This is a genomic window from Butyrivibrio sp. WCD2001 (assembly GCF_000424485.1).
Lineage (GTDB): Bacteria > Bacillota > Clostridia > Lachnospirales > Lachnospiraceae > Butyrivibrio.
The window spans coordinates 1-19,720 of sequence record NZ_AUJZ01000001.1 but is presented as its reverse complement, the minus strand read 5'-3'; the positions used below and the strand labels follow the sequence as shown (position 1 = coordinate 19,720).

15 protein-coding genes and 1 rRNA gene are annotated in these 19,720 nt (G+C 40.4%); 4 read left to right on the top strand and 12 right to left on the bottom strand.

Annotated features, from left to right (window positions below):
* Window positions 1–202: 202 nt before the first annotated feature.
* A complete protein-coding gene (locus G630_RS0100080) occupies window positions 203–1,396 on the bottom strand; it encodes an acetate/propionate family kinase (RefSeq protein ID WP_026497369.1) in 1,194 nt (397 codons plus the stop codon).
* A gap of 29 nt (window positions 1,397–1,425) precedes the next feature.
* Between G630_RS0100080 and G630_RS0100075 the strand changes: the two genes are divergently transcribed.
* Entirely contained in the window at window positions 1,426–2,718 is a 1,293-nt protein-coding gene (locus tag G630_RS0100075; protein WP_022760238.1) for a tRNA(Met) cytidine acetate ligase, read from the top strand.
* Here G630_RS0100075 and G630_RS0100070 read toward each other — a convergent pair.
* Window positions 2,681–3,988: a hypothetical protein gene (locus tag G630_RS0100070; RefSeq protein ID WP_022760239.1), complete on the bottom strand. Its 1,308-nt coding sequence runs from the start codon at window positions 3,986–3,988 to the stop codon at window positions 2,681–2,683. The genes G630_RS0100075 and G630_RS0100070 overlap by 38 nt on opposite strands.
* A gap of 148 nt (window positions 3,989–4,136) precedes the next feature.
* Entirely contained in the window at window positions 4,137–6,053 is a 1,917-nt protein-coding gene (locus tag G630_RS0100065) for a GGDEF domain-containing protein (protein ID WP_026497368.1), read from the bottom strand.
* Between the two features lie 252 nt (window positions 6,054–6,305).
* Here G630_RS0100065 and G630_RS23140 point away from each other — a divergent pair, with 252 nt between their 5' ends.
* Window positions 6,306–8,417 (top strand): hypothetical protein, encoded by a 2,112-nt coding sequence (locus G630_RS23140; RefSeq protein ID WP_049946017.1) that lies wholly within the window; start codon window positions 6,306–6,308, stop codon window positions 8,415–8,417.
* Between the two features lie 23 nt (window positions 8,418–8,440).
* The gene (locus G630_RS24945; protein WP_022760242.1) at window positions 8,441–8,617 is read left to right on the top strand and encodes a DUF6472 family protein; all 177 of its coding nucleotides are present in this window, start codon (window positions 8,441–8,443) and stop codon (window positions 8,615–8,617) included.
* A 5-nt stretch (window positions 8,618–8,622) separates the two neighbouring features.
* Here the strand turns inward: G630_RS24945 and G630_RS0100050 are convergent, their stop codons facing one another.
* The 7 genes from G630_RS0100050 to G630_RS0100020 all read right to left on the bottom strand — a co-directional run bounded on the left by G630_RS0100050 (window position 8,623) and on the right by G630_RS0100020 (window position 17,304).
* A complete protein-coding gene (locus tag G630_RS0100050) occupies window positions 8,623–9,495 on the bottom strand; it encodes a tyrosine-type recombinase/integrase (protein WP_026497367.1) in 873 nt (290 codons plus the stop codon).
* Window positions 9,496–9,528: 33 nt separating this feature from the next.
* Entirely contained in the window at window positions 9,529–10,821 is a 1,293-nt protein-coding gene (locus tag G630_RS0100045) for a diaminopimelate decarboxylase (RefSeq protein WP_026497366.1), read from the bottom strand.
* Window positions 10,822–10,895: 74 nt separating this feature from the next.
* Window positions 10,896–11,570 carry a uracil-DNA glycosylase gene (locus G630_RS0100040; RefSeq protein WP_026497365.1) on the bottom strand — a complete coding sequence of 225 codons (675 nt, stop codon included), beginning with the start codon at window positions 11,568–11,570 and terminating at the stop codon, window positions 10,896–10,898.
* Window positions 11,571–11,588: 18 nt separating this feature from the next.
* On the bottom strand, window positions 11,589–12,347 hold the full coding sequence (hisF, locus tag G630_RS0100035; protein WP_026497364.1) for an imidazole glycerol phosphate synthase subunit HisF: 759 nt from the start codon (window positions 12,345–12,347) through the stop codon (window positions 11,589–11,591).
* A gap of 11 nt (window positions 12,348–12,358) precedes the next feature.
* Window positions 12,359–12,964 (bottom strand): imidazole glycerol phosphate synthase subunit HisH, encoded by a 606-nt coding sequence (hisH, locus tag G630_RS0100030; RefSeq protein WP_026497363.1) that lies wholly within the window; start codon window positions 12,962–12,964, stop codon window positions 12,359–12,361.
* Between the two features lie 34 nt (window positions 12,965–12,998).
* Window positions 12,999–16,250: a hypothetical protein gene (locus tag G630_RS0100025; protein ID WP_026497362.1), complete on the bottom strand. Its 3,252-nt coding sequence runs from the start codon at window positions 16,248–16,250 to the stop codon at window positions 12,999–13,001.
* Between the two features lie 145 nt (window positions 16,251–16,395).
* Entirely contained in the window at window positions 16,396–17,304 is a 909-nt protein-coding gene (locus G630_RS0100020; RefSeq protein WP_022760247.1) for a chemotaxis protein, read from the bottom strand.
* Between the two features lie 293 nt (window positions 17,305–17,597).
* On the opposite strand from G630_RS0100020, the gene G630_RS0100015 reads away from it, so the two are divergent.
* Complete coding sequence (locus G630_RS0100015; RefSeq protein WP_026497361.1) at window positions 17,598–18,725, top strand: GGDEF domain-containing protein; 1,128 nt, start codon at window positions 17,598–17,600, stop codon at window positions 18,723–18,725.
* Window positions 18,726–18,757: 32 nt separating this feature from the next.
* On the opposite strand, the gene G630_RS0100010 is transcribed toward G630_RS0100015, so the two are convergent.
* Both G630_RS0100010 and G630_RS0100005 read right to left on the bottom strand, forming a co-directional pair.
* The gene (locus G630_RS0100010) at window positions 18,758–19,276 is read right to left on the bottom strand and encodes a GNAT family N-acetyltransferase (RefSeq protein WP_330363730.1); all 519 of its coding nucleotides are present in this window, start codon (window positions 19,274–19,276) and stop codon (window positions 18,758–18,760) included.
* Window positions 19,277–19,449: 173 nt separating this feature from the next.
* Window positions 19,450–19,720 (bottom strand): 23S ribosomal RNA (locus G630_RS0100005); the annotation flags it as partial.

Below are 19,720 nucleotides of genomic sequence, written 5' to 3'. Positions count from 1 at the left end.
GCAAATATTCCGATAATTATCCATGATACATTTCACTATCCTTCATTAATTCTACTATTTTTGACTTCATAAAAATCTTAAATAAGCATAAATACCCCCGTAAATATGCATAAAAACTCCCGGCATGTTTTATCATGCCGGGAGCTCAAAAGATAATTCTTATTCCGTTTTATTTCGTTGTTCGTTTGTAAAAGATTATCAATTACTTACAAAGTTCATTTGTATCTCTTGCAATTGCAAGTTCCTCGTTTGTGGGAACAACAAGTACCTTAACCTTGGAATCAGATGTAGATACTTCTTTCTCTTTTCCATGAACTTCGTTGGCATCCTTGTCTATCTTTACTCCAAGGAAACCAAGTCTCTTACAAATGATATTTCTGACAAGAGGTCCGTTCTCACCGACACCTGCTGTGAAACAGATGCAATCCACGCCGTCCATAGCTGCTGCATATGAACCGATATACTTTGCTACTCTATAGCAGAAGGTGTTGATTGCACGAATACATCCCTTATCTCCATTGTTGTAACCATCCTCAAGATCTCTGAAGTCTGAGGAAACATCACCTGAAAGACCATAAACACCGGACTTCTTATTGAGGATATTCTCTGCATCGGATACGTCGCAGCCCTCTTTTTTCATAATAAATTCAACAACAGAAGGATCGATATCGCCGCTTCGCGTTCCCATGATAAGTCCTTCAAGAGGGGTAAGTCCCATTGAAGTGTCCACACACTTACCATTCTTAACTGCTGATACGGATGCGCCGTTACCGAGATGGCAAACGATGGTCTTAAGCTCACTGTAATCCTTGCCAAGCATTTCTGCTGCTCTCTTACTTACATATGAATGGCTTGTTCCGTGGAAACCATATCTGCGGATCTTGTACTTTTCGTAAAGTCCATAAGGAATTCCGTAGAGATAAGCCTCCTCGGGCATTGTCTGATGAAAAGCTGTATCAAATACGGCTACCATAGGAACACCGGGCATAGCCTTCTGACATGCTCTTATACCTATAAGATTTGCAGGATTGTGAAGAGGAGCCAGGTCAGAAACCTCTTCGATAGCTCTGATAACTTCCTCATCGATAACAACTGACTTGGTAAACTTCTCGCCGCCATGCACAATTCTGTGACCTACCGCACCTATCTCATCAAGTGATGCGATAACTCCTGTATCCTTATTTGTAAGTGCAGCTATTACAAGCTCAATAGCTTTGTTATGGTCCGGTATAGCAGTATCATTTGTAATCTTATCGCCATCACCGGGAGTAAATACAATCCTTCCGTCGATGCCGATTCTCTCACAAATGCCCTTTCCGAGTACCTGCTCTGTCTCTGAATCAATAAGCTGGAATTTAAGTGATGAACTTCCGCAATTGATAACCAGTATTTTCATTATTAAACCTCCATGATAATATATTTTTTATGAAGACTGTCGGAATCATTGCTGAATTTAATCCGTTTCACAAGGGACACGAATACCTGCTTCGGACTCTGAAAGAAGAGACCGGAGCTGATTATGCTGTAATTGTCATGAGTGGCGATTACACTCAGCGTGGTGCTCCAGCAATCCTCGATAAATATACAAGAACAAAAATGGCTCTCATGTCCGGAGCCGACCTTGTATTTGAATTGCCTATATATTATAGCACATCCAGCGCAGAATTTTTTGCCGGCGGAGCTGTTTCTGTTTTAAATAATCTTGGATGCATAGACTACCTTGGCTTCGGTTCTGAGTCAGCAGATCTTGATTCCATGAAAAAAGTGGCCCGCGTTCTTGCCGATGAGTCTGAAGAACTCAGCATACGTATAAAAGACAATCTGAAAGCAGGCATGAACTACGCTGCCGCAAGATCAAATGCTTTATCAGTTTCCGCATCTGCCGATGGGACCGATAATATAAATTTATCCCTTATCTCTACTCCCAATGACATTCTTGGAACCGAGTATATTAAGGCTCTTTTTCTGCAAAACAGCTCTATCAAACCCTATGCCATAAAAAGAGTCGGTGCATCCTATGATGATATGGGTATAAGTCCGGATGCAGAATATTTCTCATCAGCAAAAGCGATCAGAAACATTCTCGAAAACTGTGACCTCTCCTCAGAAGAATTCTCAGGAGCGCTTTCACAGTTTCCATCAGACATCAAAAATTATTTAGAAAGTTCTTACCCGGACGGAAATTTAAAAATTATTTCCGCCGATATTTTTTCCGAGCTTCTTCATTACAAGCTTATAAGCGAAAAAGACTACGGTTTTGAGAAATATCTTGATGTAAGTCCTGATCTCTCTGATAAGATAACCGGAAAAATTCCAGAGTACACCTCTTTTTCAGATTTTACGGCACTTCTTAAATCAAAGGATCTTACCTATACCAGGATAAGCAGGGCTCTTTTGCATATTCTTCTTGGAATGACCACAGAAAAAATGTCTTTGTATTCACCCGATCGAAGCGCATTTACTTCCTATGCCCGCGTTCTTGGCTTTAGAAAAAGCGCCTCTCCTTTGCTGAAAAAAATACAGGAATGCTCCCGCATTCCTGTTATTTCCACGCTCTCTGATGCCTATAAGACACTTGATGAAAACGCCTATAGCTTGCTTAGTGAGACTATAGCCGCATCAAACATTTATGATCTTGTAAGAGGCATATCACCCATCAATGAGTATGCCAAAACGCCTGTTATTCAACCTTCTTGTACTGATAAGCATAGGGACTGAATCTCTGTACATAATCACTTCCAAGCAGTTCCTTCTCATCCACCTCGAACTCCAAAGCAGCATTTGATGACAAGTCACCTTTTTCCTGCGCTTCTTTTATCTTTTTAACATACTGTATATCATAACCAATTACTTTTGCCAGATATAATAAGCCGCCAAGTTCCTGGACATCATATTCTTCATAGGCAATCCTTGCCTTTTCTTCCAATTTCTCCTGGACTTTTGTTCTTGGCGATTTTTTTAGAACTTCAACAGCCATCAGGAAATATGTCTCATCAACATCTTCAAGGCATCTAAAAAGGAAATCCATTTCATCATATTTTGCCTGTTTCCCGATCACGCTAATAAGTCTGATTCCGTTACATACGCTAAACTCATTCTGATACTTCTCAAAATCCGTATAATAAGAAAGACTTCCCTCTCCTTTTCCAATAGCCCTTACCACTCTGGCGATTTCAGCATCCGTAAGAACTCTCTCGAAGAAATCATCTCCGATTTTTCCGTCCTTATTACTGCTGCCGGCAATAGCTTTTTCCCACTGATAACGAACCATTCCCCAATCTGCCCTTGAAAGGTCTTTGCGAGGTCTGTCAAGAGCAGCCTCAAATCTAACTTCAGCTTTGCCGGGCATTGATTTATAATAGAAACCTCTGTCTTCGAAGAATTCCTCAATACCGGTACTTGCACTGCGAAGTTTGCATCTTATAGGAAGCTTTATTATTGTTCCGTCAATAGCATATATTTCATTCTTTGTCTTATTGTATCCGCAGATCAGGTCTATAGGATAATACGCACCGAAAATACATACCCACTTATCATCTTCACTGACACGAATTATTCCAGACTTCTTCCCATTCGGGCGAATAAACGGATGAAATGAATGTTTTGATAGTATGTGTTTTATCTGATATTCCCTATACATAGAGCTAAAATGAGGCATCGTTCCATAGCCGCTCACCACACTGTAATCATTCTCATCATTAACTTTTTCGTCATTACCTTTATCGTCATAGCAAACCTCACCGGATTCTTTTTCTTTTTTGTCAGCAATGAGAAAAAACCATAGTGTAAACATCGGAATCAAAAAGCATATTGATATTATTTCAACCTCTACACTATTTGTAATTTTACCTAAAAAAAGCCCAAGAATGTAAGAAGCTATACCTGCAAATGCTTCAATCCCAAATATTCTTGTTATAATCTGAACACCTATCTTAAGCCTTTCCTCATTGTTTGCGTGCTCAGCCTGTTTTAATAATTTGTCGAACATTAAAAATACTCCATTCCACATATACAGGTTCAAATTACCTGTATAGCATACAGTCCCCACGAACGAAGATTATATCAGAAAAAGAACATAATAAAAAGAGCTGCCAAAACAGCTCTTCTTACTCAAAGTCATAGTTTATAGTAACAATTCATCCCGCTGTAATCTGATCCGGGAATATCTCCGATGGCATCGGCTTAGCAAAGTAGAATCCCTGGATCATCTCGCAGCGAAGCTTTCTGATATAATCATATTGCTCCTGGGTTTCCACACCTTCAACAACGATCTGAAGGCCGAGTCTTTTAGCCATCTGAACAACCGATTCAAGAACAATAAGTCCTTTCTCACTGTTCTCAATATTCCTAAGAAAATACATATCTATCTTCACAATATCAAGGGGCATATCCTTAAACATATTGAGGTTAGAGTATCCGCTTCCAAAGTCATCCATCATGACGATGAATCCGTTTTCCCGCAGCTTCGTGAGCATGGTAATAATACTGTCGATATTATCATTGAATGCACTCTCAGTAAGCTCTATCTTAATCAGTTTATGATCGAGTCTGTATTTATCAACCGTAGCGATAATCTCTTCCACAATCCCATGGTGATCCACATCAACTCTTGAAAAGTTAACCGAAACCGGAACCACATCAACTCCCTGGTTGATCCACTCCCTCAAAATTCTGCATACTTCATCAAGAACATATAAATCCAATTCCGTTATGAATCCGTTTTTCTCCAGTATCGGAATAAAATCTGCAGGATTGATCATCTGGTTTTTTGAATCAATCCATCTTACAAGAGCTTCCGCACTAACTCTTTCTCTGGTCATAGTGTCGCATACAGGCTGAAGATATACCTTAAACTCTCTGTCCTGAATAGCTCCCCTTACCCTCTGCTCCACAGATTTTCTATGCTCGTCCTCTCTCCTGATATCATCATCATAGAACGCAACATTGGTCTTAAAATTACCGGAAACCCATTTCAAAGCATATCCCGCATGATCAAGCATCTTGTTGATATCGGTATCGTCCTCTTCAAGTCTGTAAACGCCGGCATAGAAAGATACAGCATAATCAAGGCCGGTAAGAGGGTTTCTTATTGACTCAGACAAATCCGCTTTTGCCATTGTACTGATTGATAATTCTTCATCAGTAAGAACAGCAAAAGTATCTCCGCCTATTCTGCCGCATACCGCTTTATGCTTTGCATTTTCAACGCATCTTTGTATGTTATCAGCAAGGAGCATCAGCACCCTGTCCCCGTTCTCAAGTCCTGTGCGCTCATTAAGCTCCTGCATGTGATAAACCTGAACTTTGACCATTGCATATCCATCCATTTTTTGCTTATGCATAAGTTCATCACAGGATCGAATAAATCCGGCTCTGTTGTTTAGCCCTGTAAGCTCATCAACCGTAACGTCCACAAAGCAAAAAACAACAATTGTCATGGCAACAGCAAGTGCAATGACAAGTCCTGTAAGTGACTGTTCAGGAAGGAATGTCTGATAAATCAGATTAAAAACAGTAATAATAAAAACCGTAATAAGAAGCCTTTTCCTTATGCGTCCAAGGTATCTGGAATGCCTTACAGCACAGACACCGACTGAGCTTGAACATACAAGATAATATATAGATGTCAGCCATGCTCCGGGTCCATGCTCATAAACCATAGTATTTCTATCCATGGTAAAAAAGAGATCAAAGAAAATATTACCAAACGTAGCCAGCCCTATCATCAGCGCAAGTCCGCCGTCCATGAACAGTCTGTTTATCTTTTCTCCGCACAATTCATAAAAATACTTTGTAGCACAATAAGGAATAAGGAACAGAACACAAAAATATGCCAGCAAAAGAATATATGTAACATAATAGGTCCGGGGATTTGCTATCTGAAGAAGAATAACTGTGGCAGAATCCAGAACATTATAGGCAATGGCGCACAAAATAAGAAGCTTTAGACTAAAACTAAAGTTCTTCATAAGCTTAGGACGAATCCATGCACATATTAAGCTTGTCATTAGTACCATTATACCGGCGACATCAAACTGATATGTAAACTGCATAAATAATCCTCAAAAGGAGCCTTCCTCATAAAACACAAAAGGAGAAATGATATACCCGAAAAGTACATCAACTCTCCTCCCTAGTGTTACTTTAAATATATATTTTTGAGGTCTGTTTTTCAAGATTTTTTTGGCCCGTAAACCGCGATTTTCGTTAGATTTTGAAATATCTTTACCAAACTTTAATGAATTGCTATCAGTTTTTCGTTTATAATAATGATATGATGAAATTTTTCTTCAAAGAGGGGCAATATGGGACTAATAGCATTAGCTAAAAATCAAGTATTACACAAATGCGGAGATAAGGTAGAAACTCTAGAGATTGTAGTAAAGGGTTCTGTTTGCATAGCTATAGAAGGTGAATCCGTTGAAGTCGGAATTGGCGGAATTCTTGGTGTCGGAGAACATCCGGGTGATGAATATATCTATACCTATACAGCCAATGAAGAATCTTCTGTTTTCTCATACCCTTTTGGTTCCATTGATGATATCTATAAAATAATTAGTTCCAACCCTAAAATTTCACCAATTTTGGCTGCGCAATCCGTCAAAACTGTAGTTTTATGCCTGGATAAGTTAGAAAATGATTTTTTGCAGGCAGTACAAGACTATGAGCAACTTGACACAGACAAAGCAGAATATCCTATGCTGGCAGTTTCCGTTGGGCTTGAGGTTGAAGACTTTCCTGATCTTGATAATGTTAAGCCACCCGTACAATCACAGGCACTTACCGACTGGCAGGAAAAGTTTTACCGGACTCTTGCTGAAAACGAAGAATTACTAAAAAAGACCTGCTATGCAAGATCCTCTGATATTGCCAACGGTTTTATAATGAATGCTCTTGAGGCAATTTCATTTATAGCAGCATGCCGCGAGAAACTTACCGAATATAAAAAAGAGTTCCAGAAACATGTGGGGAAATTCCGCTCTACCATGCAGCTGATCAGAGCAAAGTCCGCCGATATGAAGCGCAATGGTGCAGACGGAGCCATTACAGATATTGATATACAGGATGCACTCAATACCATCCTTGAGTATGCAGGCGCAGACGAAAAAGCAACCGAGAACTTCCGAAGAATTATAGGCGAATTCAAGAAGACTTCCTCAAGATATGATACATCGGACGAAAGCCGTGCTCTACGTCGAAGCGTAGCCGTCGATTACTATGCAATCTACACGGCTGCATTCCTTCGCAGCCTCAGTGATCCTGCTGTTCCGTCTGAAGTAATGATGTTTCTGATGTTCGGTTTTGTTGACGAGGAACTCGCAGGTCTTGAAAATACCAGGCAGCTCTATGCTCTTATGAAAACCTACAAAACCGATCCGAACGGGTATGTTATCACCGCTTATGAGTGGCTTAAAAAAATCTACAACATGGAGCTTGAACCCTCACGAAACGAATTCGATGAGGATTACTTTACCGCGCTTCGCACCTTAAAAACAAGCGGCGATATCAACGAAGAACAGATGGAGGCCATGAAAAACGACCGAAACGAGCGTCTTAAATTTGAAATCAAGAACCTTCTTGCTCTCGGTAACAGAATGACCTACGGCAGGCCTTCCACCTTTGTGCCTGTATTTGATGCTGAAAATGTTACAAGACCTTTGGATGTAGCTTATGTAGATGCGAAAAAGATCAATGATTTTTATGACTATATCAGATCCATCGATTATTCAGTTTTTTGCAGGCAGGGAAGCTACTCCAATCCCGATATAGGTGTCACCCAGGTATTTATCGATGAAGATGTAACTCCATATATGATTCTGATGCCAAATGTCGGAAGCCGTGCCTCTCTATGGCAGGAAATCGAAGGAAAAAAGAGAAATACCCCTGCCAGATTTATCATCTCAATTTTCAACACAGAAACTTTCGAAGATGTTATGATACGTCTATGCGGTGAATTTCGCTGGGAGATGTGCAAAACAGAGCAGGGCGTGCACTGGAACGATGTCACGGATCCTTCTCTCACATCCATGTTCTGTGATTACCTTCAGTTCTATAAGAAGAACCACTCTCTTTCAACTGAAATGAAAGAAAAGATAAAAACTGACTTAAAGAAAAACAGCAACAACTATAAGAACGTTTTTGTCGGGGAATACATGAATTATCTGAAATTTGAAGCAAACGCATCACCAAGGCTTAATAAAATTTCAAGAGAAATCATATTTACTTACTGCCCATTTTCAAAAGAACTTCGTGAAAAACTAATGGACAACCCTCAGTATGGTGAGCTTGTCAAAAAGCATGTCTCACATCATAATGGTCTAATGAGGCCTATTGCCAATATGATCAGAAAGATCAAAACAGAAGGCAATGAGGTTCCTCAGATTCTGTATGACCAGTATGAATTTTTACAGAAATAGCTTTTATTGAAAGGATTACATATATGCAGACACGCTGCGATGAATGTACTTACTACGAATATGATGAGGACGATGAAGCATACTACTGCGGAGTCAACATGGATGAAGACGACTATGCCAGACTTATGGGCAATTCAAAAAGTGAATGCCCCTTCTATCGGAATAATAACGAATATGAAGTAGTAAAGCATCAGATGTAGAACTTTTAATGAGTTCTGTCATAGACATCTCTTATATAATCACGATTTTCTCTGGCATATCTGTTCGTTGAAACTGGACTTACATGCCCCATCATCATCTGAACCGCCTCAATATCAGCTCCTCTTTCAACAAGATGAGCTGCAAAACTGTGACGCAGTGCCTCGGGAGTTATCGGAACCTTTATATCTGCCTGCTGGGCATAGCTTTTAACAAGCTTCCATACTCCCTGTCTGCTCATTGCTTCTCCCTGATAATTTATGAAAAGAAGTTCTTCGTCAGTTCTGTTAATCAGATGGCGTCTCCCATCCTGCAGATATCTTGATAAAACTGCTTTCGTTCTCTTATCAAAAGGAATTATTCTTTCCGTCTTATTGTTTTTACAAAGAATATTACCAATCTGCATATCAAGCTGGGATACTTTCACTGTCACCAGCTCGGAAACCTTGATTCCGGTAGCATACATAAGCTCAAGCATCGCTGAATCTCTCTGCCCTTTTGCAGTTCTGACATCAGGCATGCCAAGGAGATCCTCCACCTGCTTTCTTGTGAGCACATTTGCTTTGGGAAGTTCTACCTTAGGTGCAACAAGGTTTTCAGACGCATCTATAGTCACTCTTTCAATTTTCACCAAATGCTTGAACAGTGCCTTTATTGAAACTATATTTCTTGCGATAGTCGAAGGAGAATAGCCTTTCTCTTTTAATCTGTCCAGATGGTCTTTAAGAACCTTTTCGGAAATCTTCGCCACATCGGTTATTCCCAGTTCGCTTACATAACTCTGAAGTTTATCCAGATCGCATTTGTAAGATTTGAGAGTGTTATGGCTCATACTCCCCGACTCTTTGCAATCATTTATAAAACTATCTATTTCAGTCATATCACATTACTCTGACCCGCAGCGTATCCTGGATCACTCAAATTCCTTAAGTATTTTATCAAGTTCGGCAAATTCAGGCAGACAATCAAATGTAGCAAAATAATCTCTCGGTGTCTGCGCTCTTCTTATAAGCTCTACGCTTCCATCCTCTTTGAGTAAAAGCTCCGAGCACCACAGTTTTCCGTTGTAGTTATAACCCATTGCAAATCCGTGGGCTCCGGCATCATGAATAAATAGATAATCTCCCATATCTATCTTGGGAAGTTTTCTGTCTATAGCAAATTTGTCGTTATTCTCGCAAAGAGATCCGGTAACATCATATACATGATCAGCCTCTGCATTCTCTTTTCCGAGAACCGTGATATGGTGATAAGCACCATACATGGCGGGTCTCATAAGATTAACCGCACAAGCATCCACTCCTATATATTCCTTGTAGATATGCTTTTCATGAATTGCCTTTGTAACAAGGGCGCCATAAGGTCCGAGCATGAATCGACCCATCTCGGTATAAATAGCAACATCACCCATTCCTGCAGGTGTAAGAATCTTTTCGTACTCTCTTCTTACGCCTTCACCGATAGCAGCTATATCATTGCCTTCCTTATCGGGTTCATAGGGAATGCCTACGCCGCCTGAAAGATTGATAAAGCTTATATCTGCACCGGTCTCTTTTTCAAGCTCCACAGCAAGTTCGAATAGACCTGCGGCCAGTGTCGGATAATATTCGTTTGTAACCGTATTACTTGCAAGAAATGCATGAATACCAAAATGCTTAACACCTTTTTCTTTAAGCATCTTAAAGCTCTCGAAAAGCTGCTCCTTAGTCATTCCATACTTGGAATCTCCGGGATTGTCCATGATTCCGTTACTCATCCTGAATACTCCGCCCGGATTATATCTGCAGCTGATGGTCTCCGGAAGCTTGCCTCCAAGTGCTTCTTCGGCAAATTCAATATGTGTGATATCATCAAAATTTATAATACCGCCGATTTTTGCAGCATATACAAACTCCTCGGCGGGTGTGTCATTTGAAGAGAACATTATGTTGTCTCCGCAGGCACCGATTGATTTACTTAGCATAAGTTCTGTAATAGAAGAACAGTCAAAGCCGCAACCCTCACTCTGCAGAAGCTTCATAAGGACCGGATTCGGCGTAGCCTTAACGGCAAAGTACTCACGAAAGCCTTTATTCCATGAAAAAGCTTTCTTCACTGCTCTGGCGTTTTCCACTATTCCTTTTTCGTCATATAAATAAAACGGTGTTGGGTATTTCTGTACAATGTCTTCGACTTGTGCTTTGTTTACGAACGGTTTTTTCATAATATCCTCCTGTTTTTGAATTCACTTTACTACGTTATCACGAAAAAGTGTGCCTGTCTATCTAAATTTTTACAGCTTTACAGGTTTTCTATCTGCCAGTCAATGGGTTCAAGCCCATTTGCAGTTAGAAATTCATTACACTTTGAGAAATGTCTGCATCCAAAAAATCCCCTGTAAGCAGAAAGCGGACTTGGATGAGGAGCTGTCAATATGAGGTGTTTGGGATTATTAAGCATCTGCGCCTTACTCTGAGCAGGCTTACCCCAGAGCATGTAAACTATAGGCCTGTCCTGTTCATTTAAGGCACGTATGATTGCATCCGTGAACTGTTCCCAGCCCCTTCCCTTATGCGAATTGGCTGCGTGAGCCCTAACCGTAAGAACGGTGTTAAGTAAAAGCACTCCCTGATCCGCCCATTTTTTCAAATATCCGTTGTTTGGTACATAACAGCCCAAATCCTCGTGAAGCTCATTATAAATATTCACAAGTGATGGAGGAATATTCTGCCCCGGCTGTACCGAAAATGACAGTCCATGTGCCTGTCCCGGTTCGTGGTATGGATCCTGTCCCAATACAAGAACCTTAACGTTTTGCAGCGGAGTAAGATGAAGTGCATTAAAAATATCATCCGCAGGTGGATAGATCACCTTCGAATGATATTCGTCCAAAACAAATTTATATAATTTTTTATAATAGTCCTTACTGAATTCCGGCTTAAGTGCCAGTTGCCAGTCATTAGCTATCATTGGCATGTTAGTCACATCCTTTCATCAGAGTCTCACAGAGACTCCTTTCTCATGGAGATATTTCTTAACCTGTGATATTTCAAGCTCCTTGTAGTGAAAAAGAGAAGCCGCCAATGCCGCATCAGCGCCACCCTTTGTAACCGCTTCGTAAAAGTGTTCGCAATTTCCTGCACCTCCTGATGCAATAACAGGAATTGATACAGAATCAGCAACAGCTCTTGTAAGCTCGAGGTCATAGCCCTCCTTGGTTCCATCTCCGTCCATACTCGTTAAGAGAATTTCCCCTGCGCCTCTCTTTTCAGCTTCTATTGCCCACTTGATGGCATCCAGACCTGTATCTATTCTTCCACCGTTTTTATATACATTGAAGCCGCCATTTTCATTTCGTTTTGCATCAATTGCCACAACAACACATTGTGATCCGAATTTCTCTGCAGACTCAGTAACAAGCTCAGGTCTGTTTATCGCAGCAGAATTAACAGCAACCTTATCAGCGCCTTCCCTAAGTACCGCTCTCATATCATCTACACTTCTTATTCCGCCGCCAACCGTAAACGGAATAAAAATCTGCTCTGCCACTTTTCTCACAAGATCTACAACTGTATTTCTGGCATCCGAAGTAGCGGTTATATCCAGGAAAACCAGTTCATCTGCTCCTGCCTCGGAATATGCCTTTCCAACTTCAACCGGATCACCTGCATCTCGCAGCTGAACAAAATTTATACCTTTAACAACTCTTCCGTCATTTACATCCAGACATGGAATAATTCTTTTAGTAAGCATATTATATCCTCTCAAACTTTAAGGAAATTCCTGAGAATTTCCATTCCCACTTCAGCACTTTTTTCAGGATGGAACTGACAGGCAAAAACATTGCCTTTTTCAACCGATGCATCAACAGTCACTCCATATTCAGTAGTCGCTGTCACTATACTCTTATCCGCAGCATCAAGATAATAGGAATGCACAAAATAGACATAAGAGTCCTCATCAATTCCTTCAAACAACTTTCCCTTATTGGGATATTTCAGATTGTTCCATCCAATCTGTGGTACCTTCAGGCCATTGTTATCGGGAATCCTTCTAATTTTCCCCGGTAAAATGGAAAGGCCTGAAACTCCTTCCGATTCCTCACTTGAATCAAAAAGAAGCTGCAAGCCCAGGCAGATTCCCATAAACGGAGTACCGCTACCGGCAACGGTGCGGATTACATCCGTAAGGTTATATTCATTTAGCTTTTTCATTGCGTCACCAAAAGCACCGACCCCGGGAAGAATCACGCGATCTGCTCTCATAATCTCTCCGGGATCTCTGGTGACACAAATATCGGTTCCCAAATACTTAAAAGCATTCTCAACGCTTTTAATATTTCCTGCATCATAATCAATTACAGCCAGCATACGACAATATCTCCAATTGTGGATTTCGACATCATCACTCTGACTTTGGCATAATCTTTTCTATGGAACCTGTAATTTCCATTATGCGCTTTGTGTAATCCTTCTTGCCCTCAATGGCATTTAGTTCCTCGATATCTTGCGCGCTTAATCCATATACAGACGTGAGTGCCGATTCGATATTAGCATACACGCTTTGAACCTCGCCTGCAACCTGAAACTCTTCTGCCTCAGTTTCTATTTCATGTTTCTTTTTCATTCCGATAAGCAGAATATCCAGCGCTTCGTCCTCCATATTCATCGCTTTAAATCTTTCATATGAATCGAAATAATAGTTAGCGCCGGCGATTACTCTTGCCTTATGATACTTAAGCGTTTGCTCCTCATTCAGTTTTTTTCCGTAAAGAAGCTTATATGCCGTTGCATAATCAGCCTTCTCAAAAGCTTTATTCGCCCTGCTCATTATAATTCTTCCCGGAAGAAGAATTGCGGGCAGACAACAAAGCACACCTATGCTAAAAGCAAACAACATGGAAATTGCAACCTTCTTGGGAGCAAGTGCCTTTTCAGGCGCACCGTCGTCCGGTTTGGGCTTCTTTTCCTTCTTCGGTTTCGGAGGTTTCTCTTTCTTGGGCTTCTTTTCCTTCGGCGGCTTTTCCTTCTTTGGCTTCTTTTCTTTTTTCTTCTTTTCCTTCTTTGGCTTTTTTCCGTCTTCAGCTGCCAGTTCATCAAGTACCTGTTGATTCTCATCAGTCAGACTGGCAAGTTCGTCTTCCTCTGATTTAGGATTGAGATCCTCATCAGTTTGCGTTAAAACTTTGAAAAGTGCAGCAAATATTAGGAAAATAAGCGGCGGCCTTTTCTTCTTTTTCTTTCCGCTCTCTTCGCCGTCAGCCGGTTCTTCTCCGCCCATCCTAAGGGCAATCTCATCATAATCTCCGCCATTATCATTGACTTCATCGGGATCCGGAATATCATCCGAAAAGCCTATCTCATCAAAGGCTTCCTCACCCATGGATTCCAGAATATCATCAGGATTTACCTCTTCTCCGGCATCCATACCACCATCAGACAAAGCTTCATCGCTACCCATATCATCAAGGCTTATCTCATCGGCGCCACCGCCTTCCTTTTCGTCGATATGAGCAGTGTTTTCCATATCCTCAACGTCATCACTGGCAAGGCTGTTCATTATTGCATCAAGATCGGGCATCTCAACGTCCGCAGGCTCGCTTCCTTCACCTGCCTGATCTCCACCAAGATCTTCCAGCATACTGTCGAGATCCATATCCGCTCCGATGTCTTCATCCTCAGCAGCTTCGTCTCCGACATCTTTTAATAAATCATCGAGCTCTGCGCTCATGGACTCAAAATTGACATCTGAATCATCGGCCTCTGCATCGCCCTCTTCGCTCTCGCTCATAGCATCTGCAAAGTCTGCAACTGCATCCTCCAGAGCAGTCTCATCTATCTCTGATGTTTCGCTTGCAGCTTCCTCTGAAATATCCATGTCCTCCAGAGAAATATCCTCCAAAGCTTCTGCATCTTCCATGGCTGCTTCGGATTCTTCCGTAGCTTCAACGGACTGTCCTATATCATCCAAGGATATTTCATCCATTGCTGCAGACTCTCCAGCAGCATCCTCAGGCTCGCCTACATCATCCAGTGATATTTCATCCATTGCTGCGGTATCCTCTGTAGATTTTTCAGGCTCACCAATATCATCAGGCGATATCTCTTCTGCAATCGCACCATCTTCAGTTGGTTCCATGCTTTCCGCTAATTCATTTTCTTCCATGCTAATTACATCTGATGCACCGTCCCCTTCTCCTGGCATATCAGAATTCAATGAAAGCTCTGCTTCTGTCATTTCATCTGAGGGCTCGGTCATCATTTCTCCCTCTGGAATATTTATATCATCAAGCGTAAGCTCTGACTCCTCTAAAAGACTTTCCTCCCCGCCTTCGTTTACTATAGCCTCAAGTGATGCCGCATCTTCACTTAGATCCGCCATCATATCATCCAATGATACTTCACCCTCGCCGCTGTCAGAGGATACTTCACTGTTACCATCAAGCATACCTTCAATATCAAGCATCTCCTCAGATATTGCGTCTTCAGATTCAACAGCAGGTATCTCCAGTTCCTCAAGGCTATTATCTTCAGTCGTATTCTCTGCGCTGCTACCTAAAACCTCCTCCGGTGTCGAATGCATCATCTCATCCAAAATATCTTCAGTGGACTGATTCACATCCGTTATCTCGCTTCCTTCCTCCAAAAACTCATCTGCAATAGGAATCTCAGGTGCCACCTCCAACAGTGCATCAGCTGAATCCTCCGGCACCTCCATAGCAACCTCACCCATGAGGTCATCTACAGGACCAATAGTCTCCTCTTGTGCTGGCGTTGCTTCTGCTATGTCTGCCGGTTCTGCTTCAGCCAGACCTTCTGCAGGCAGTTCTGTATCTGCTGATATGTCCATTTCTGCCATCATCTCTTCTATGTCTTCGGAAGACACATCTTCTTCAGATGATTGAGCCGCTGCCTGCTCAGCTTCTTCTGCCTTTTCCATCTCAACCATCAGCTTCTCGATATCTTCCGTTGTCATATCTTGTGATGGAGCTGTTTCTTCTACACTAGGTGCTTCCTCTACATTAGGTATTTCCTCCTGTACCGGTAGTTCTTCTGTTGGTACTGCTTCCTCAGCCACAGTCTCTTCGACTTCTGTCATTATGCCCATCTCAGCCATCACCTTGTCTATATCTTCCATAGGCATTTCTTCTGATGATGGTATTTCTTCAACAGCAGGTATATCCTCAAGAATCGGAATATCTCCTGCTGGCGCAGGCTCTTCTAAACCTGGTACTTCATCTATTTCAGGTACTTCATCAGTTTCTGCAGGTACTTCATCGAGTTCAGGTATTTCCTCCGCCAAGGCTTCAGCTCTTGCAATAGCTTCGTCCAATGCAAGCTCATCCGCATCTTTTTCATAGCCTTCCGGGACTTCATCCCCAACCTTATATTTATGTAAAGTCTCATCTGCAGGCGCACTGATAGCATCCAGAACCTCTGTCATTCCTGAATCCAAAAGCTCTCCGCCATCCAGTTTTTCAAGCATCTGTCCAATTTCATTTAAATCATCATTCTCGGAGGAATAACCTATAGCCTCGCTTAAATCAGCATCATCGGAATGGTGTTGATTGGTTTTAGTCTTAGCTATTCCCGAACCGGAATTATTTGTCAATGAATGTAAAAGATTGTCCAAATACTCTTCATTTTTTGAATTCATGTTACTTACTCCCCAAGAAACCAGACTTCTAAAAGTCTATAAAACCCTCACCAAAATTATAAAACTCCCTTCATTGTAGCAGTCATTGAAAATTGATTTTCATAACTGAAGCAATAAAGGGAGTTATCATTCACATCATATATCTTTATTTGGCATCGCCATCAGCATGAACAAGTTCATCAATTACAGCTACCAAATTACCGATTTCCGGCTTCGATAGCTGTCTGTCGGCTCCAAGTGACTCTCCTTTTCTTCTCATTTCCTCGTTTACAAGAGATGAGAAAATAATAAGCGGAATCTGCTTCGTATCATCGTCACTCTTTACGAGCTTAGTCAAGCGGTGTCCATCCATGATCGGCATCTCAATATCGGTAATAATACATTTAACCTTATCAAGCTGACCTCTGTCCTTGCAGCCTTTGACATAATCCCATGCCAGTTTTCCATTTTCGAAATGACGTACATTGTCATATCCGGCTTTCTTAAGGGAATCAACAATCAACTTGTTAAGCAGCTGTGAATCCTCGGCCAAAACAATCGGAATTTCGTTTCTTTGTCTTGTTCCGATATCTGTGAGCTGAGCCACATTAAGACCGGTATTAGGATTGATGTCAGATACGATTTTCTCGAAATCAAGGATAATAATCAGTCGTTCTTCAAGTTTGATGATACCGGTGGAAATACTCTCCTCAGCCTTTGAAATTGTGGCATTGGGCTTAATGATATCTGCCCAGGATACTCTGTGAATACCTACAACAGCGTCAACATGGAACGCAATGTCCAGCTTATTGAAGTTCGTAATTATAAAAAGTCCGCCGGGCTTAGATGCACCTCGCTGAAGACAATTACGTAAATCGATTGCAGTTATCATAGTATCGCGGGGCATAAATATTCCTTCAATACTTGGGTGAGCATTCGGAACAGGCGTCACTTCCTGATATACAATAATTTCCTTAATCTTTGCAACGTTTATTCCATAGCAATGATCATCAATTCTAAACTCTAAGACTTCAAGTTCGTTTGTACCATTTTCAAGCAAGATTTTTGATTCCATATTTTCACCTCACGCTTTGAAAAAAGAAACTGCAATCACTTAATAAACAAACTAAAAACCGATTGAATATATATTTAATATCCTAATTCAGTATAGCATATACTTTTTGAAAATAAATAGAAAAAACAAAAAAGAAAGCCGAATTGACTGTCTTTTAAGAATCTGTTTATAAGTATTTTAGAAACTTAAGAAGTTGTCTAGTTTTTAACTCTTTTGTTAATGTTAAAATCTAATAAACATATTATTTTTCGTTTACTAATTTGCCTTTATGTAATTCCGTTTGGAGGAATTTTATGAATATTGTTGCTATAGCAGTCACAGACTACATAGGAATAATACTTCTGATAGCTTTATTAATCAGTAGTCGCTTCAGGCGTGTAGAGGATCAATTGGATCTTAAGATTTTCTCTAACATAGCCATCCTTACTTTGATTTCCTGTTTTGTGGATTTTGTTGCCTTTTATTCGGATGGAAAGCCCGGAATGGCTTGGAGAATTATATGCCTTCTTGCCAATTCCTTCTGTTTTATCGCCAATCCGATCTTTGTTTTCTGCTGGTGCCTTTATGTGGACTACAAATTATATCATTCTCTTGAAAGGTATAAAAAGATATATATTTATGCATCTATTCCGGCTGTACTAATGCTCCTGATAGTTATAATTAATCTTTTCCTTCCTATAATTTTTTACATGGATTCAAATAATTATTATATCCGAATGCCTCTTAGTTATTTCTATTATTTGGTAGACACCGGATATATTCTCTTCAGTATTATTGTTCTTAGTAAATATCAAAAGAAATATGGAAAAGTACGATTTTTCCCTATATATCTAATGGTTGGGCCTATTGCTCTGGGATGCGCTTTGCAATTACTTTTCTATGGTGTATCTCTTATCTGGGTATCGCTTGCAATAGGTATCACCGCTATTTATATGTCAATTCAAAACGAGTTTTCGTACCTAGATACACTTACCGGCCTTTATAACCGTGCCTATCTGTTTTATAAAGCTGAAACTTTTAATAGATATTCAAATATCGGTGGAATCATGATTGATGTGGATTATTTTAAATCCATAAATGATACTTACGGTCATTCTGCCGGTGATAAAGCACTTATTGACGTTGCAAAAATACTGATCAGGAGTAAGCCCGAAGATTCTCTGCTGATCAGGTATGCCGGTGATGAATTCATGCTCATTGTCTATGAAACAACACCTGAGAGATTAAATAAAATCATGGCAACCATAAATGAACAGATTGCCACTTATCTAAAAAAACATAGTCGACCATATACTCTGTCTCTATCACTCGGCAGCAGTATGTATGATCAGGAAAACGAAACTCTCGACAGCTTTTTCAAAAAAATGGACAATGCCATGTATGAGGCAAAGGAGAAGAATCACAAAAAAGACAGAGCTTAAGTGCCCTGTCTTTTTTACACTTGGTTCAAAACTTACATATTGTGAGAACCAATCAGTTTTTCCATCCATATCATGTTATACCATTTATCAAACTTATAACCACATTTATGAAATCTTCCGACTGTCTCAAATCCAAGATGCGAATGAAATTCTTCACTGTTTCTATTTAAGTACTGATCAATTTCAATAGGATCACCTATGCATGCATATAGGTTTTCGATTCCCATTTCAGTAAGTCTAGCTTCAAGAGTCTCATATAAAGCTCTGCCATATCCCTTCTTCTTTGAATCTTTATCGAGATAAATAGTCAGTTCACAGGATTTATCATAAGCAGCTCTATCTTTAAATGTATTTGCATAAGCATATCCATATATTTCTCCATCTTCTTCAATAACAAGATACGGATATTTTTTTGTAATATTTTGTATACGTCCAGAAAATTCCTCTATTGATGGAATATCATATTCGAAAGTAATTGCTGTATTTTCTACATAATATCCATATATTTCCAACAAGCGTTTTGCATCTTCTATTTTTACATCTCTTACCATATACATATTTTATATTCACTCCCTTAATCACAAAACTCGTTACAGTATATCAGATTATATTTTTATATACAAAAAAAGATAGTCATAATGACTATCTTACAAAATATCTATGCCTTCAAAACCGAACACTGAATACTCATCTTAAATCCATTTCTCTCTGTTCTATATCCTTTTTGGACAAGCCCTCGACCTATTAGTACACATCAGCTGAACATGTTACCATGCTTACACCTTGTGCCTATCTACCTCATAGTCTCTAAGGGGTCTTACTGCCGAAGCAGGGATATCTCATCTTGAGGGGGGCTTCACGCTTAGATGCCTTCAGCGTTTATCCCTTCCGGACTTGGCTACCCAGCCTTATGCATCTGGCGATGCAGCTGATACACCAGCGGTCCGTCCATCCCGGTCCTCTCGTACTAAGGACAGCTCCTCTCAGATATCCTA

Excerpts from the sequence above, each read along its gene's own strand:
- G630_RS0100050 (WP_026497367.1), bottom strand. The coding sequence starts at position 9,495 with ATGACTGAAATAGATAGTTTTATAAATGATTGCAAAGAGTCGGGGAGT.
- G630_RS0100075 (WP_022760238.1), top strand. The coding sequence starts at position 1,426 with ATGAAGACTGTCGGAATCATTGCTGAATTTAATCCGTTTCACAAGGGA.
- G630_RS0100040 (WP_026497365.1), bottom strand. The coding sequence starts at position 11,570 with ATGCCAATGATAGCTAATGACTGGCAACTGGCACTTAAGCCGGAATTC.
- hisF (WP_026497364.1), bottom strand. The coding sequence starts at position 12,347 with ATGCTTACTAAAAGAATTATTCCATGTCTGGATGTAAATGACGGAAGA.
- G630_RS0100020 (WP_022760247.1), bottom strand. The coding sequence starts at position 17,304 with ATGGAATCAAAAATCTTGCTTGAAAATGGTACAAACGAACTTGAAGTC.
- G630_RS0100025 (WP_026497362.1), bottom strand. The coding sequence starts at position 16,250 with ATGAATTCAAAAAATGAAGAGTATTTGGACAATCTTTTACATTCATTG.
- G630_RS23140 (WP_049946017.1), top strand. The coding sequence starts at position 6,306 with ATGGGACTAATAGCATTAGCTAAAAATCAAGTATTACACAAATGCGGA.
- hisH (WP_026497363.1), bottom strand. The coding sequence starts at position 12,964 with ATGCTGGCTGTAATTGATTATGATGCAGGAAATATTAAAAGCGTTGAG.
- G630_RS0100010 (WP_330363730.1), bottom strand. The coding sequence starts at position 19,276 with ATGGTAAGAGATGTAAAAATAGAAGATGCAAAACGCTTGTTGGAAATA.
- G630_RS0100070 (WP_022760239.1), bottom strand. The coding sequence starts at position 3,988 with ATGTTCGACAAATTATTAAAACAGGCTGAGCACGCAAACAATGAGGAA.
- G630_RS24945 (WP_022760242.1), top strand. The coding sequence starts at position 8,441 with ATGCAGACACGCTGCGATGAATGTACTTACTACGAATATGATGAGGAC.
- G630_RS0100015 (WP_026497361.1), top strand. The coding sequence starts at position 17,598 with ATGAATATTGTTGCTATAGCAGTCACAGACTACATAGGAATAATACTT.
- G630_RS0100065 (WP_026497368.1), bottom strand. The coding sequence starts at position 6,053 with ATGCAGTTTACATATCAGTTTGATGTCGCCGGTATAATGGTACTAATG.
- G630_RS0100080 (WP_026497369.1), bottom strand. The coding sequence starts at position 1,396 with ATGAAAATACTGGTTATCAATTGCGGAAGTTCATCACTTAAATTCCAG.